We start from the raw sequence: 17,791 nt of genomic DNA on the forward strand, positions 1-17,791 counted from the left end.
AAGCGAAGCGAAGCGAAGCGAAGCGAAGCGAAGCGAAGCGAAGCGAAGCGAAGCGAAGCGAAGTACAGGGCAACCACACCAATTATTTTTTACCGCTAATTCGCTGATTTTAGTTAGATTTCAGCCGCATTCAGTGGAATCAGCGCAAATTAACATCTCCTTATCTAGGAATTTTAAAGGGTAAATTAGCGAATTAGCGGTCATTTTTAAAACTCATGAGTTTGCCTTGAAGCAAATAATTTACAATATGGATTTAAATAAATTTATAGTACGTTTGTAATTGAATACCACCAAACTTTTTAAAAAGCGCAAAGATGAGTTTAAAAGATTTACTAGATAATAACACCGATCATAGCCTTTCTGGTCAAAAGTGGCGTATTCTAAGACAGTCAATCGTAAAACGTTTGTTATCCGCTGGAAATGCAACCATAGCAGAATTAGGTTCTGAATTGCAATCGAGCGTTCCAACGATTACCAAAGCAATCAATGAATTACTATTAGAAGGTTATGTGGTCGATATGGGGAAAATAACCAATAGCGGCGGAAGACGTCCCTCATTATATAGCATTAACCCGACCTGCGCTTTCTTTTTAGGCGTTGAAGTAAGCAGAACCAGCATTTCTATTGGTTTACAAAATATTAAAAACGAATTCATCAGCATAGACTTAAGAACTTCTTTTACTTTAAAAAACACCCAGGAATCCCTTTTAGAATTTTGCAATTTGATAAACTCTTTTATTGAAGACAGTTCGGTCGAAAAAGAAATGATTGTGGGCGTTTGCATTAACTTTTCAGGTCGTATTAATTCAATGGAAGGATTCAGTTATAATTACTTCTTTAGTGAAAACAGGCCTTTAACAGAAATTATTTCAGAACAATTGAACTTACCGGTTCATTTAGAAAACGATACCAGAGCCATGGCTTTTGGCGAATTTTGTGAAGGAGTGGTTGATGCTGAGCAAAACATCATCTTTTTAAATTACAGCTGGGGGGTAGCTATTGGAATTATTTCCGATGGCAAGCTTTACTATGGAAAATCCGGATATTCCGGAGAATTTGGACACAGTACTATTTTTGACAACGAAATTATGTGTCAGTGCGGTAAAATGGGATGTCTGGAAACTGAAATTTCAGGCTGGTCACTCGTAAACCAGTTCAAAGCAGCTTTGAAAGAAGGAAAACAGTCAAAAATTACCCTCAATGAAAATTCTGATTTACTACATCTTGATATTATTGCAGGAGCCATAAACCTGGAAGATAGTCTATGTGTGGAGTTAGTTACAAAACAAAGCGAGAAAATGGGACGTTATTTATCTATTTTACTCAATATATTCAATCCAGATCTATTAGTTATTGGTGGCGATTTTTCACAATTAGGCGATTATATACTTTTACCAATCCAGTCCGCCTTAAAAAAACATTCTTTAGGATTAGTCAACAGAGACATGAAACTCAAAAAGTCCACTTTAGGACTTCGTGCAGGAGTTATAGGCGCTTGTTGCGTTATAAAAGAGAAAATGCTATCCCCTTTGATCAATAATTAAAATTAATGTTAAATTTTAATTATTAAATTTTTTTAATAAATACTTTGACTTATTAAAAAAATTTATATATTTACAGCCTGACAATACCCTTTTAGATAAAAGCATGGGTTCTTTTAATCTTCTGCTCTTTCTTTCTAATAAAAGTGTCACGAAAATTATTTTAGTTCACTTGAATAAAATGGAAATGAAATTACTATCGCCAAAAAGGAATCCTCCATTTTAGCAATAGTTTAGTCTTCAGGCTTATTTCTTCATTTGAATAACTGACATGGTTGTAAATACATCATTTGAAAAAACAAGTTTTTGTTTGAGAACTTTTGAATAAAATTTACAATTACTAAGAAATAATATTGCCATTTAGAAAGAAACGATGCTATTTTAAAATTACAGCTGAATTTTAAAAGTAATGTCATAGTAATTTGAATAAAACGGGGAAACCTATTTTTATAATTATTTTTTGTTTCGCATAAAAAAACCAGCAGATGCTGCGAACACTGCTGGCTGATTCCTTAATACAAAGGAATATAGACTTGGAAAAGAAAAATAAGACCACGAAGGAAAAATTATTATTAACCAAACCATTACAAAAGTATGAAATTACTACCAAAAAGCAAGCCTAAAAAATATTGGCTTTCGCCAAAATTCGGGAACGTTATCAAATTAACGCCCCTGTTTTTAATACCTTTCACTATGCAGGTATCGGCAGCTGAATCTACTAGAACGGTTACTTTATCCGAAAAAAACGGAATTGTAACAGTAGAAAATGACAGAACAACAATTAAATTATCTCTAATTCAAAAACAAATTAAGGGTAAGGTACTTGATGAATCCGGAAATCCTTTACCGGGAGCTAACATCGTTGTTAAGGGAACTAATGTTTCAACACAGACCGATTTTAATGGTGATTTTACATTGACCGTTCCTGATAATGCTACAAAACTTATTGTATCTTATATTGGTATGATTCAACAGGAATTAACTATTGGAAACTCCCCAATTACAGTTACCTTAAAAGAATCAGGTCAGAACCTGGATGAAGTTGTTGTTGTAGGATATGGAACTCAAAAGAAATCGAAAATAACCGGTTCCGTATCAAAACTAGACAATAGAGTATTGGAAACTGGAATGCGCTCCAACCCTGCTTCGGCCTTAGCAGGTACCATTCCAGGTTTAAGAGTACAACAGGCTTCAGGACGTCCTGGTGCTGTTGCAACTATTACTTTACGTGGTGGTACTAATTACGATGGTAGTGGGTCTCCATTAGTAATGGTTGACGGCTTTTTAAGAGCCAGTTTTAGCGAAATCAATCCAGACGACATTGCTTCTATCGAAGTTTTAAAAGACGCTTCGGCCACTGCTATTTATGGTGCCAGAGCCAACAATGGAGTGATTTTGATTACCACTAAAAAAGGGAAGGCTGGTGTATCAAACATCACCATTAATACGAAGTTAGGTATCAATACCCTAAATATTCCTTTTGAATTTTTAAACGCAAAAGACTATTTATCTTGGTCCAGAAAAGCCATTCAAACATCAGGTTCTTATGATGCCAGCCGTTTAAGTCAATTGAACTCCACTGGTCCTTTTGGTACTGGAAATCTTTACAAAGATGCAAACGGAAACATTATTGACGGAAACAAAAACTCCGGTGCGGTATGGAGCCCTATGTTTAGAAATGCTGCTAATCAAGAATTATTAGGTCAAGGTTGGCAAAGTATGATTGATCCGGTTCGCACCAATGCAGCTGGGGCTTACGATCCAAACGGAACCAATAAAGAAATCATTTTTAAAGATTTTGATTATAAAAAATATGCGCTTAGACCTCAAGGTATAACCAAAGACCTTAATGTAGCCATGACTGGCGGTAACGAAAAAGGCAGTTATTATGCAAGTATTGGCTCTTATAATGAGGAAGGTTTGCCTATTAACACCTTCTACAAACGAATGACCTTTGTTTTAAATGGCGAATATAAAGTAAAACCTTGGTTAACCTCTACTTCCAGTTTGAACTTTGCAACTGCTAAATGGAGAGAGGCACAAACAACTGGTGAAGGTAATTATTTGACCCGAGCACTGGGGGCACCACCAACGATGAGAGGAACCAATGCCAATGGAGATTTATTGGTAGGTCGTGATTCTCAAGATGGTAACCCGGCCGTTAACGATGATAAGTTTATCCGTAAAAACCAATCCGATAAATTTACAATGTCTCAAGCATTTAAAGCCGATTTATTAAAAAATCTAAGCTTTAGAACTAGTGCTAACTGGTTTTATAATGAAGGCTTTAATGAGTCTTTCAACAAAGATTTTTTAGCGAGTCCTAACAATATTAATAGAACCCGTGCTTCATCTGCTTCCTACGGAAGAGCATTCAGTCAAACCTATAATGGTACTTTAAATTTTAACAGTGATTTCTTAGGAAAACACCATGTTGATGCCATGGTAGGTACGGAGTATTATGATATCTATTCAAACGGATTGTTCGCCTCGGGTTCAGGCGCGCTATCTGATGATTTTATGGATTTACAATACACCAGTATCGAAAGAGACAGAAGATCTATAGACACCTACCATACAAGTCAACGTATTTTATCATTCTTTTCGCGTGTCACGTATGATTATGATGATAAATACTTAGCTACCTTTACTGTAAGACGTGATGGATACTCTAAATTACTAAACAACCGTTGGGGTAATTTCCCTGGAGTATCTGTGGGTTGGAATATGCATAAAGAAAGTTTCCTAAGCGATTCAAAAATAATTAATACCCTAAAATTAAGAGCCAGTTACGGTCAAAACGGAAACGTTAGTGATGATCTTATTGGACCTTATCAATTACAAGGTTCTTATCCGTCTGTAAGATACGATGGGACTGGAGGGTATCTACTAGGAGGGCTTCCTTTTCCTGATTTATTATGGGAACGCTCTTCAACCTATGAATTTGGTTTAGAAACCCGCTTATTCAATAGATTAGACCTTACTGTTGCTTATTACAACAGACAGACAAAAGATAAAATTTCAAGCTTTGCCCTTCCGGCTACCGCTGGTTTAACGTCTATTACAACAAACTTAGGGAATATGCAAAACAAAGGTCTAGAGGTTGATTTGAATTATAGAGTTATTAAAAACTCCGATTTCTCATTGGATTTTAATGCAAATGCAGCTTACAATGTTAACAAAATATTAAAATTACCTACCAATGGTTTAGAAAATAATAGAGTTGGTGGAAGTCAGGTTTATGATAAAGACGGTAATTTAATATGGGTTGGCGGTCTGCAAGAAGGTCAAGATCCAAACGTAGCTTATGCCTATGTTGCCGAAGGAATTATTAGAACCCAGGCAGAATTAGATTCTTATGCATTAACACTAAGAGATTTAATTGGTGCCAAAGTTTTAGTTCATCCAAACGTTTTCAACGCTATGACTCCAGCTCAAAAAGCATTGCATTTTCCTATAGCATTAGGAGATGTGAAGTGGAAAGATGTAAACGGGGATGGTATTATCAATACCTATGACAGACAATATATGGGTCGTACGGTACCAACAGTAACTGGTGGTTTTGGTTTTAACGCCAAATACAAAGGATTCTCATTAAGCTCTCGTTTTGACTATGCTCTAGGTCATGTTCAATTCGATGGACCGAATCAGTGGTTCTTAAGTAACGCTCAAGGAACATTTAACACTACCACAGCGGTAAATGACACTTGGTCTCCTGAGAATCCAAATGCCAAATACCCAACTTACTACTGGGCGGATCAATTGTTTAAAAACAACACCTTCCGTACCTCAAGTATGTTCTATAATAAAGCCGATTATATAGCTTTCCGCGAAATCAGTTTAGCCTATTCATTGCCTGCTGATTTATTAACTAAGGTAAAAATAGAAGGAATTAAATTTACTTTAACCGGACAAAATTTAGGGTATTTAAGTAAATCAACTTTATTCACTCCAGAGAAAACAGATCAAGGGATAAATGTAACGGGAGGGTATCCATTACCACGTACAATAATCTTTGGTGTTCAATTTATTTTATAAAAAAAGATATGAAAAAGATAATATTAGGATTTGCATTATTGGCGTTGTCAATTACGTTTAATGCTTGCGACAAACTGGATTTAGCCCCAGAAGATTATTTCAACACCGAAGCCTTTTGGAAAACTCCCTCTCAAGTGGATGGAGCGATGGTTGGTTTGCACCAACAATTGAGAAACTATCAATTTACATTGTTTACCTTAGGGGAACTAAGAGGAGGTACACTAAGAGACGGTACCAGTTTTACTGGAACGGCATCTTTAAACTCAGGGTCTATTGTTCGTCAGGATTTAAGAGAATCTTCTCCTGGTATCTCAGGTTGGGCAGGATTTTATGCCGCCATATTTCAGGTAAATAATTTTATTTATCAGGTAGAAAAAGCCGATTATTTGGTAGCGACTGATAAAAGTTACTATTTAGGCCAGGCGTATGGTTTAAGAGCTTTCTATTACTTCCAATTATACAGAACCTATGGAAGAGTGCCTTTGGCAAAAGAGCCAAAAATAGCCATCAACTTGCCAAATTCATCCCAAGATGCCTATTTGCCACGTACCGCGACCGAGAAAGAGACTTTAGACTTTATCAAAGAAGATGTCAACAAGTCCGTTGCTAATTTTACTGGAAATTATACCACTAAAATGCAAAAAGCACAGTGGTCTTTGGCAGCTTCACAAATGTTACTGGGCGAAGTATATTTATGGTCTGCCAAAGTTAAAATTGACGGTGCTGCACCTACAAGCACAACTGCTGATTTAGCGATTGCCAGAGCAGCTATGGAAGCTGTTATACCTAAATATAGTTTACAACCGAGCTTTGCAAACGTATTTAATTCAGCCGACATACCTGCAATTAAAGGAAACAATGAAATTATTTTCGCCATGAGATATGGTTTTGGAGAGGCTAGCAATAGCTATAGTCAATTTATTTACGCCATTACAGATCCATTATCAGGTTATGTAGACGACAAAGGGGTAGCCATTCCTGCCAGTGATCCGCTAAAAGTAAATGGTGGTGGAACCATTATTCGTTATGAGTATAAATACGAATTATATGCTAAATATGATGCTGCTGATACTAGAGCAAATGTTACTTTCTTAAACTTTAACAAAGGTGCGGTAAAAGCTACCAACTTGCGTAAGTTTATCGGTACTATTGTTAGTGGTGCCCGTGCATTTACAGATGATTTCCCTATTTATCGTCTATCGGAAGCTATCTTAATGTTAGCCGAGATTAAAAACAAACAAGGTCAGGATCCATCTGTTGAAATTAACAGAATCAGAACCCGAGCTTATGCTGGTGGTGGTGGTGTTGCTCCAGTATATGTAAACGGTTCATTCGAGCAAAACGAATTGGCTATTTTCGTTGAAAGACAAAAAGAATTTGTGGGCGAAGGAAAAATTTGGTATGACTTACGTCGTATGCAAGATGCTTCCGGAAATCCTTTAGCATTCTCAGGTTTACCTTTAGTTGGTGTATTGCAAAATATTGCGGGTCAAAACCATAAATTGCTATGGCCAATAGACCTATTTACTTTAACTACTGATCAAACTTTAGGACTAGATGCCCAAAATCCAGGTTACAAAGGAACTTAATAGTTTTTTTATTACAGAACCGACAAAGAAAACTTGTCGGTTCTTTTTAAAAGAATGTAACCAAAATTCCTATAAATTGAGTATTTAAGTTAGTCCAAATAAATCAATGATTTAGCAAACTAACATGGACACCAATTGAAAAAATACAATAAAACTTATATTGGAGATTTAAAGATAAAGCTGGAAATTCAACAGTTTCCGTCCTAATTAAAAAGCATAAAAAAGAATACTAAAAAAATATCTCATGAAAATTGAACACTTACAAGGGCTTATCTCAGCTCCTTTTACACCCTTTGACAGCAATGGAAAATTAGACGTTAGCCTAATTCCGGCTTACTATACTTTTCTAAAACGTAACGGAATAACCGGTGCTTTTATTAATGGTTCAACTGGAGAAGGCGTTTCTATTACCTTACAAGAGAAAAAAGCGGTTGCTCAAGCTTGGGCAGATTGTTCTAACCATGATGCCGACTTTAAAGTAATGGTATTCTTAGGAGGAACATGCCTTACGGATTGCATTGACTTAGCTAAACATGCGTATGAAATAGGTTTATATGCTGTTTCATTAACTGCTCCATTTTATTTCAAACCTGCAAATGTTGATATGTTGGCACAAGCCTGTATCGAAGTTGGGAAAAGTGTTCCTAATATGCCTTTTTATTACTATCACATTCCAGTATTGACAGGCGTAAACTTACCAATGTTTGATTTAGTACAAGCCTTAGACGAGAAGCTTCCAAATTTTGCCGGTGTAAAATACACACACGAAGATTTCATGGATTTCCAAAGTTGCATGAGTTATAAAAATGGCAAATTCGACATGCTTTGGGGACGTGACGAGAATATGTTATCCGCATTAGTATTAGGTGCCAAAGGTGCTGTTGGAAGTACTTTTAATTATGCAGCTCCGCTATACTATGATTTGATTGCTGCTTTTAATGCAAATGATTTGGTTACTGCACGTACTTTGCAGCAAAAATCAATCAACATGATTCGATTGTTGGGTAAATATGGTGGAATTTCAGTTGGTAAAGCCTATATGAAAGTGGTAGGACTAAATTTAGGTGAATTTAGATTGCCTGTTAAAAACATGAGTGCTGACCAATTTGAATTGTTCAAAAAAGATGTTGAAAGTCTCCATTTTGAAGATTTCAGATCAAAATAGTTTAGTCACTTTAGATTAAAACAAATACTATGAATAAATATTTTTCTCCTCTAATTCTTTCCTTACTGATTATGTCGACAACTGATGCCCTTTCTCAAAAAAAAGCTATAACCCATATTGAATGGAAAAAAGCAGCGCAATTACAAAATGCTGATGGAAGTATCTCATTAGGTTTTGCTGGTGCGATTAATGGTGTTACTAACGATGTTTTAATTGTTTCGGGAGGTGCTAATTTCCAAGATAAAAAGCCTTGGGAAGGCGGAAAAAAACATTATTCGAAAGAAATTCATGTATTACAGAAATGCAACAACACATACAGTTGGAACAAAGAGGTACAAAGTACATTACCGGAACCAATCGCCTATTGTGGTTCAACTTCAACTGATTTAGGAGTCGTATATGTAGGTGGTGAAAATGAAAATGGGCTTTCCAATAAAGCTTTTATCTTAAAATGGAATGCATCCAAAAATAAGGTTGAAACAAAATCGTTACCCAATTTTCCAGTACATATTACAAATATTGGCCTTACACATATTGGCAATGTAATATACGCCATTGGTGGTGATGAAGCGACTAAATCTTCTGATCTGTTTTTAAGTCTTGATTTAAAAAGCAACACTCCGGAGTGGAAAACATTACCAAAATTACCTATTGCTCTCGCTAATTCCGTTTCGGTAGTTCAGAAAGACAAAAATGGAACCAATATCTATGTAATTGGAGGAAGAACAAAAACTCCTTCAGGCATAAGTGATTTACACAATACCACTTTTGTTTTTAACATTAAAAAACAAATCTGGGAAAGTCGTGCAAACCTGTCCGATGGGGAAAATACAACCAACTTTTCAGCAGGTGCGGGTGTTGCTGTAGGCAATCATTCTATCCTAATCGTTGGGGGTGATAATGGTGAAACTTTTCATAAAATCGAAACCTATTTATCCCAAATTGCACTAGCCTATTCTCCTGAAGAAAAAGCGAGACTGGCTGCAGAGAAGAATAAGTTAAATACAAATCATGACGGTTTTTATAAAGGAATCTTATTATATGATACCAGAACCGATTCATGGTCTACCATTGGCGAATTGCCTTTTCTTGCTCATGTGACAACAACAGCTGTCCTATGGAATGACGAAATTGTCTTGTCAAATGGGGAAGTAAAACCTGGAATTCGTACTCCTAATGTCATGTTAGGAACAATAAAATAACGACACAAATAATTGGTTTTGTCTACTTTTTCATGTCGAAAAAGAAAGTTAAAACTAAAAAAAATAAAACATGAAAAACACAAAGCATTATCCTTGGATTGTAGTAGGCTTGCTATGGCTTGTAGCATTGTTAAACTATATGGACAGACAAATGTTAGCCACTATGCGTCCTTCAATGGAAGCGGACATTCCTGAATTAGTATCCGGTGAAAATTTTGGACGCTTAATGGCTATATTTCTTTGGATTTATGCTTTAATGAGTCCTATATCTGGAATTATAGCTGATAAATTAAACAGAAAATGGTTAATTGTAGGCAGTTTATTTGTGTGGTCAGCAGTGACTTATGCCATGGGTTATGCTACAACTTATAATCAAGTATATTGGTTAAGAGCCCTTATGGGAGTGAGTGAAGCTCTTTATATTCCAGCAGGTTTATCCCTTATAGCTGATTATCACCAGCAAAAAACAAGATCGCTTGCCATTGGTATTCATATGACCGGACTTTATGTGGGATCGGCCTTAGGGGGTTTTGGAGCAACAATTGCCGCTACCTATTCTTGGCATTCTACTTTCCATTATTTTGGAATGGCAGGTGTAGTTTATGCAGTTATTTTGGTTTTCTTATTAAGAGAGAAAAAAACTGTTGAAGAAAAAACCATTAACATAAGTGACATTGTGCCTAATAAAAAACCTTCTGTTCTTCAAGGCTTGGCATTATTATTTACTAATATTTCTTTTTGGATTATCTTATTCTATTTTGCTATAATAAGTTTACCGGGTTGGGCTACTAAAAACTGGCTCCCTACCCTATTTTCTGACAACTTAGGAATCCCGATGGAACAAGCTGGTCCACTAGCGACTATCACCATTTCCTTTTCTTCATTATTAGGAGTGATTTTTGGCGGAATTTTATCGGATAGATGGGTACAGAAAAATGTTAAAGGCAGGGTTTATACCAGTGCCATTGGTTTGAGTTTAACCATTCCTGCTTTATTGCTAATTGGTTTTGGGGATTCATTATTTCATGTCGTTGGAGCAGGGCTTTTCTTTGGTATTGGATACGGAATGTTTGATGCCAATAATATGCCAATCCTTTGTCAATTTGTTTCTTCAAAATACAGGGCAACTGCTTATGGTGTTTTAAATATGACCGGAGTGGGTTGTGGTGCTTTAGTAACCTCATTGCTAGGAAAATCCTCTGATAGCGGTACTTTAGGATATGGTTTTGCGCTTATGGCAGGTGTAGTCTTAATTGCTTTGGTTGTTCAAATCAGTTTTTTACGTCCAAAAGTAAATGACTTTGTTGACGCATAAAATTCTCAAAACATAGCTTTACTATGTTTTTATAAATTGTTTGGTTTTTGGTTAGTTTTTATCCGTTGAGGCGAAATCTCTGTGTTTCGCCTTGGCTGATAAATTGTCAAACTCTTTGAAAAATCTATCTAACATGATGAATCATTTGAAAAGGAATCTTCCCTTATTCGTATTTCTAATTTCTATATTCAGTCATTTTGAACTAGCTGCACAAAAAACAGCTATCAAAGTGGCCTGCATTGGAGATTCTGTAACGGCGGGTTATCTTTTAGCTAATCCGGCTACCGATTCTTATCCATCACAACTTCAAATTATGATGGGAGAAAAATATGAGGTAAAAAACTTCGGCCATAGTGGTGCAACCCTTTTAAAAAAAGGTCACAAACCATATTATAAAACAAAAGAATATACTGATGCTATTGCATATAGCCCAGATATTGCCATTATTCATTTGGGTTTAAATGATACCGACCCAAGAAATTGGCCTAATTACAAAGAAGAATTTGATGCAGACTACTCTTGGTTAATAGATACTTTAAAAAAACAAAATCCAGCTGTAAAAATATACATCTGCAGAATGACGCCTATCTTCAATGAGCATTACCGCTTTAAATCGGGAACCAGAGATTGGTTTTGGCAAATTCAATCCCATATCGAGAATATAGCAAAAGCAAATCAAGTAGGCCTAATCGATTTACACGAAAAATTATATCCTCGTCCAGATCTTTTTCCGGATACCTTACATCCTATAAAAGAAGGGGCGGCAATTTTAGCCCAAACCGTTTATGGGAATATTACAAAAGATTTTGGTGGATTGAAACTAGCTGCTGTTTTTACAGATAATATGGTTTTACAGCGCAATCAACCCATTCAAATTTATGGAACTGCCAATGGCGGAGATCAAGTCGAAGTTACTTTTAAACAACAAAAAAAGAGTGCAACAACCGATCAATATGGAAAATGGAAAATTACTTTTCCAACCATGCCACACGGTGGTCCGTACGAAATAAGCATTCGAAGCAATGAAAAAAATATTGTTTTAAAAAATATTCTAGTTGGTGATGTTTGGTTCTGTTCGGGACAATCGAATATGGCATTCCAACTTCAAAACTCAGAAAACGGAGCAGTTGAAGTAAAAAAAGCTATCGCCAATACTACGATACGTTTATTCAATGCCAAAGCGATTCGTGATACAGATGATACAGCTTGGGATTCGATCACTTTGGTTAAAACCAATCAACTGAAATTCTTTTCGGGAAGTTGGTCAGTTTGTGATTCAACAAGTGCCAAAGATTTTTCGGCAATTGCCTATTATTTTGGAAAAAATATCGCCCATGAAGAAAACGTTCCCGTTGGTTTGATACAAGTTGCTGTTGGAGGTTCTCCGATAGAATCTTGGATTGACAGATACACATTGGAACACGATGATAAAGTAGTTGATGTATTGACCAACTGGCGTAAATCTAACTTTATTATGCCTTGGGTTCGGGAACGTGCCGATGTAAATTTGAAAAACGCTACCAATACAAAACAACGCCATCCGTATGATCCTTCTTATAATTTTGAAGCTGGAGTTTCAAATTTTACAAATTTTCCCATCAAAGGAGTGATTTGGTACCAAGGCGAAAGTAATGCGCACAATATTGAATTGTATGAACATCTAATGCCCGTAATGGTTCAAAGTTGGCGTAAAGCCTGGGGAACCCTCCCATTCTATTACGTACAATTGTCCAACATAGACCGTCCAACATGGCCGGCTTTTAGAGACGCACAAAACAGAATGCAAAAACAGATACCAAATAGTGGCATGGCAGTTAGCATGGATTATGGTGATGTTAGCAATGTACACCCAATTAAGAAAAAGGAAGTCGCTGATCGTTTGTCGCTCTTGGCATTGCGCTATACCTATGGAAAATCAGTTACCGCCAATGGTCCATCCCCTTTGAAAGCAGTACAAAAAGAAAATACTGTCGTTGTTTCATTTGCATTTGCAAAACAACTGGCAACAGCAGATAAAAAAGAATTAATTGGTTTTGAATTAGTAACCGATAAAGGAAACCATATTCAAAGCAAAGCAACCATAATTAAAAACCAAGTCATTATTACTATCCCTAAAGGAGAAAAAATAACGACAGTTTTATATGCCTGGAAACCTTTTACTACAGCCAATTTAGTGAACGAAGCAGGCTTACCCTGTTCGACATTTAAATTAGATCTGAATTCATTTACCAAAAATTAACAGTTATGCCATAGAGTCCCCCAATTCTATCAATACAAAAAACAGTCAAATAACATTAACCAAACGACCTAAAAATCAACAACCAGTGTGAATGAAAAAATATTGGTTTCTAAAAATATATTAAAAATGAGCTATTCAAAAACAGATCTCCAAAACCTGAAAGAGTTTTATCAGAATCAATTATTAAATGACACCGTTCCATTTTGGTTTCCTCGTTCTATTGATACCGAATTTGGCGGTTATTTATTAATGCGGGATCAGGACGGAAGTTTGATTGACGATGATAAAGCGGTTTGGATACAAGGCCGTGCCGCTTGGTTATTGGCAACACTTTACAATACCGTTGAACCAAAACAAGAATGGTTAGAGGGGTCTAAAGCAGGTATCGATTTTTTAAACAAACATTGCTTCGATACTGATGGACAAATGTTCTTTCACGTAACCCGTGACGGACAACCGATACGCAAACGTCGTTATTATTTTTCGGAAACCTTTGCAGTTATTGCTATGTCAGCTTATGCAAAAGCAAGCGGAGATGAGGCTGCTGCCGAAAAAGCCCGTTTTTTATTCGGAAAATGTATCGAATACTCCACTACCCCCGATTTATTAGAACCTAAATTCACCACTACCAGACCATCAAAAGGAATTGGTACACCTATGATTATGATAAACACGGCACAACAGCTAAGAGAAAACATTGGAGACCCGCGTTGTGACGAATGGATCAGCAAATGGATTGCCGAAATTGAGCGTGATTTTGTCAAAGACGATATTCAATGTGTGATGGAACAAGTGGCGCCAGACGGCTCAATTATAGATCATATTGATGGCCGCACCCTGAATCCAGGACACGCCATTGAAGGAGCTTGGTTCATTTTACATGAAGCAAAATACAGAAACAATGATCCACATTTGATTGCATTGGGTTGTAAAATGTTGGATTATATGTGGGAACGCGGCTGGGATAAGGAACATGGCGGTATTTTATATTTCTGTGATGTATATGACAAACCGGTACAGGAATACTGGCAGGATATGAAATTCTGGTGGCCTCAGAATGAAGTGATTATTGCTACACTCCTAGCCTACACCATGACCGGTGATGAAAAATATGCAAAATGGCACAAAATGATTCATGACTATGCTTACGCCAAATTTCACGATAAGGAAAATGGAGAATGGTTTGGGTATTTGCATAAAGACGGGACTATTGCTCAAACTGCCAAAGGAAATATGTTCAAAGGACCTTTTCATTTGCCACGACAAGAATGGTACTGTTTACAGATTCTTAATGAATATTTGAATAGCGACTTATAATTACCACTAGCAACGGCTTATAACAATTGTTTTTTTATTGAAATTGAATACCAAATTTTTTAACTATAAAACCAATTTTAACCAACTATTAGAAATTATGAAAAAATTATTACTTTCTTTTTGTACATTTTTTATGTGTACCTATGTTATAAGCCTAAAAGCACAAAGCGGTAAAGTGCTAAATCTTAACGGAACCAGTACTTATATGACGGTAGCTGACCATGCCGATTTAGACTTTGGCATAAGCCAAAACAAAACAATTAGTTGTTGGATAAAAACAACCACTACAACTGGAACTCCTCGCATATTTGCCAAAAGAAATGGCTCATCAGGCAACGGATATGAATTTTGGACTGGCAATGGATCAAATGCCGGTAAATTTGCCATGAATATGCAAGGTACAGGAACGCCTAACAGCATTAGTACAGCGGGTTATTCTGCAAATTCTATTGCAGATGGCACTTGGCATCACATCGCATTGGTATTGGATGCTTCCAGTAACAGAACAGTTTACGGTTATGTGGACGGTGTTTTAGCCAATACAGGGAAAACTTTCACATCCGTTACCTCTGATTTTTCAACTGCATTAAACTTTGTTGTCGGAGCTACTTCTGACACAAATAACAGTTACAAATGGGCTGGTCAAATTGATGACATCCGGGTTTGGAATAAAGCAATGACTCCAACAGAACTACTGGCAGACATGACTGCTGTAGTAAATGGCCCTACAACCAACCTCCTGGCTGCCTGGGATTTTGAAAATGTGAGTGGCACTACCGTTCCTGATGTTTCAGGTTACAATCATGCAGGAACTCTTTTTGGAACTCCCTCTTTCCCAAATGCTTTCCCGATGATTTTATCTTTGGATGGTATAAATGATTACATGTCTGTTGTTAATCATTCCGATTTTAATCTGGCTGCGGGACAAAGTTTAACGGTTAGTTGCAGAATTAAAACAGCTGATTTCTCTAAACGAATCCTGAGTAAGCGACCAAACGGTGCGGGTATTGGTTATGAGTTTATCAATAATTCATCTGCTGGTGGTGGGCAATTTGGAGTTAATCTAACAACAAGTGCTGGCGCTGCTGGACCTCCTTATGGCACATCAAATATTTCTAATAATGTTTGGCATCATCTCGTTATGGTTATTGATGTTGCGACTACGAGTTGCAAAATTTATGTGGACGGTGCTTTACAACAAACCAAAACTACAACAAATATCGGAGGTGCAAATACCGTTTCTAATACTGGTAATTTATTCGTTGGTACACTCAGCAATTTTGCTTCTTATATGAATGCCCAAATAGATGACATCCGTTTCTGGAGCAAAGCAATGACAGCTACAGAAGTACTTGCTGATAAAACAGCCGTCATAACAGGTTCAGAAGCTAATTTATTAGCCGCATGGGACTTTGAAAATATAAATGGAGTTACTGTCCCAGATATTTCTGGTCACAGCCATCCCGGTACGCTAAATGGCGGAGCCACGGTAATTGCTCAAACGAATACGATGCAAATCAACAGCGTTTCATTGGTTCAAACGGAACTTCCAACGGGTATGGGAGATACAGACCAACGTGTTGTAGCTGTAAAAGTTGCTGCAAACGGAACCATCAATCCACTTACCGTGAGCGCATTAAACTTCACCATGAATGGTACTACTAATATTGCTAATGTCACCAATATTAAAGTCTATTCCAGTGGGACCAATGCTATTTTTAATGCTACAACAGCTACCCTATTTGGAAATGTCACTCCTGCTGCCGGTAACTTAGTCGTTAATGGTTCTAAAATATTAACCTCTGGAGATAATTACTTTTGGATTACTTATGATGTAGCTTCCGGAGTAACCGAAGGAAATCTATTGGATGCAACTTGTGAATCAATCGTTGCCAACTCCATAACCTACAATACTGTTGCGAATACCGTTTCCGGTAACCGAGTAATTTTATTGGCCAATACCCTTTTATTTACACCTGGGGATGCCGGGTCATTAAACTATCGTATTCCAGCTATCATTACAGCAGCCGATGGTTCATTAGTAACCGTAACTGACAAAAGATGGAATCACGCCGGAGATTTGGCTGCAAAAATTGATCCTGTCGTGCGTCGAAGTACAGATAATGGAAAAACATGGTCAGAGCCTGTGACCATTGCCAATTTTGGTGCGCCAACAGGAGTCGGAGATGCTGCATTGGTCATGGATAGCGCAAGTGGCGATTTAATCTGTTTACTTGCTGCCGATTTAGGATTTTTTGCATCAACACCAACAAATCCAATTAAAATAAAATATTGCAGAAGTACTGATAATGGAGTTACATGGGGTGCGCCAATAGATATCACCAATCAAATTTACGGTGCTGGTTGTAGTAATCCAATTACCCAAAATTGGTTAGGTGTATTTGCGGCTTCCGGTAGAGCGCATCAATTAAGAGATGGTCGTATCGTTGCTGCCATTTGTGTCAGAGAGTCAGGAGGAGGAATAAATAATTACATGATTTCAAGTACTGATGGCGGTATCACTTGGACACCATCAACAGGTATTGCCGAAGCAGGAGGCGATGAAGCAAAAATTGTCGAATTGAATAATGGAAATCTGATGATGAGTATCCGTAATTCCGGAACCCGCAGATTTAATATATCAACAAACAAAGGTGTTTCTTGGGGTACAGCATACAATCAGGCTAATATAACCGACCCAAATTGTGACGGCGACTTTATACGTTATACCTCAACTCTGGACGGATACGATAAAGACCGTTTGTTGCATACCATTCCTTTTGCAGGAAACAGAACCAATGTATCGGTATTAATGAGTACCGATGAAGGAGCGACCTGGCCAATCAGAAAAACAATTTTTCCTGGAGCATCTGCTTATTCTAGTTTAACGGTATTGCCTGACGGAACACTGGGAATCTATTATGAAAATGGAGAAAGCTCAACTTACCAAATGTATTTTGCCAGATTCAGCTTAAATTGGTTAACCAATGGAGCAGATACTTTCGTCCCTAATGGCTCACTTCTTAAAACCGATTCAACATTAAAAACAGGACTGAATATAAAAGACAATACAGACCTTGAATTCAACGTACAGGTAGATCCCAATCCAACAGATGATTTGTTTAACGTCAAAGTCAGTAATGCAAAAGGCAGTGTAACTGTCAAAATATTAGACCTCTCAGGGAAAATGCTTCAAAAAGTGACTCTAAATGATTTAGAAACTAACAAGGCATTCTCATTAGGAAATCGAACCAACGGTATTTATATTTTACAAGTAAGCGATACAAATACAACTATTAGTCGTAAAGTGATTAAGAAATAAATATTGTAATAATTCTCAACGCATTGTCAGAGGACGATTCTATTTTTTGAATTCCTCATTTTT

General features: G+C 36.9%; 9 protein-coding genes. All 9 read left to right on the forward strand.

Annotated features, from left to right (window positions below; translation table 11 throughout):
* The first annotated feature begins 314 nt into the window (after positions 1-314).
* The 9 genes from E0H99_RS08120 (at position 315) to E0H99_RS08160 (ending at position 17,728) form a co-directional block, all read left to right on the forward strand.
* Complete coding sequence (locus E0H99_RS08120) at positions 315-1,544, forward strand: ROK family transcriptional regulator (protein WP_131993616.1); 1,230 nt, start codon at positions 315-317, stop codon at positions 1,542-1,544.
* A gap of 591 nt (positions 1,545-2,135) precedes the next feature.
* A complete protein-coding gene (locus tag E0H99_RS08125) occupies positions 2,136-5,579 on the forward strand; it encodes a SusC/RagA family TonB-linked outer membrane protein (protein WP_205728676.1) in 3,444 nt (1,147 codons plus the stop codon).
* Positions 5,580-5,587: 8 nt separating this feature from the next.
* Positions 5,588-7,168, forward strand: a complete 1,581-nt coding sequence (locus tag E0H99_RS08130) for a RagB/SusD family nutrient uptake outer membrane protein (RefSeq protein ID WP_131993619.1) — start codon at positions 5,588-5,590, stop codon at positions 7,166-7,168.
* Between the two features lie 244 nt (positions 7,169-7,412).
* The gene (locus E0H99_RS08135) at positions 7,413-8,333 is read left to right on the forward strand and encodes a dihydrodipicolinate synthase family protein (RefSeq protein WP_131993622.1); all 921 of its coding nucleotides are present in this window, start codon (positions 7,413-7,415) and stop codon (positions 8,331-8,333) included.
* Positions 8,334-8,362: 29 nt separating this feature from the next.
* Positions 8,363-9,535 (forward strand): kelch repeat-containing protein, encoded by a 1,173-nt coding sequence (locus tag E0H99_RS08140; RefSeq protein WP_131993625.1) that lies wholly within the window; start codon positions 8,363-8,365, stop codon positions 9,533-9,535.
* A 70-nt stretch (positions 9,536-9,605) separates the two neighbouring features.
* Positions 9,606-10,850 carry an MFS transporter gene (locus tag E0H99_RS08145; RefSeq protein ID WP_131993628.1) on the forward strand — a complete coding sequence of 415 codons (1,245 nt, stop codon included), beginning with the start codon at positions 9,606-9,608 and terminating at the stop codon, positions 10,848-10,850.
* Between the two features lie 115 nt (positions 10,851-10,965).
* Positions 10,966-13,089, forward strand: coding sequence for a GDSL-type esterase/lipase family protein (locus E0H99_RS08150; protein WP_240723463.1), 2,124 nt, complete (start codon positions 10,966-10,968; stop codon positions 13,087-13,089).
* Positions 13,090-13,215: 126 nt separating this feature from the next.
* Positions 13,216-14,406, forward strand: coding sequence for an AGE family epimerase/isomerase (locus E0H99_RS08155; RefSeq protein WP_131993631.1), 1,191 nt, complete (start codon positions 13,216-13,218; stop codon positions 14,404-14,406).
* A gap of 97 nt (positions 14,407-14,503) precedes the next feature.
* On the forward strand, positions 14,504-17,728 hold the full coding sequence (locus E0H99_RS08160; RefSeq protein ID WP_131993634.1) for a LamG-like jellyroll fold domain-containing protein: 3,225 nt from the start codon (positions 14,504-14,506) through the stop codon (positions 17,726-17,728).
* Positions 17,729-17,791 lie beyond the last annotated feature (63 nt).

This window comes from Flavobacterium sp. GT3P67 (assembly GCF_004349155.1).
Classification (GTDB): domain Bacteria; phylum Bacteroidota; class Bacteroidia; order Flavobacteriales; family Flavobacteriaceae; genus Flavobacterium; species Flavobacterium ranwuense.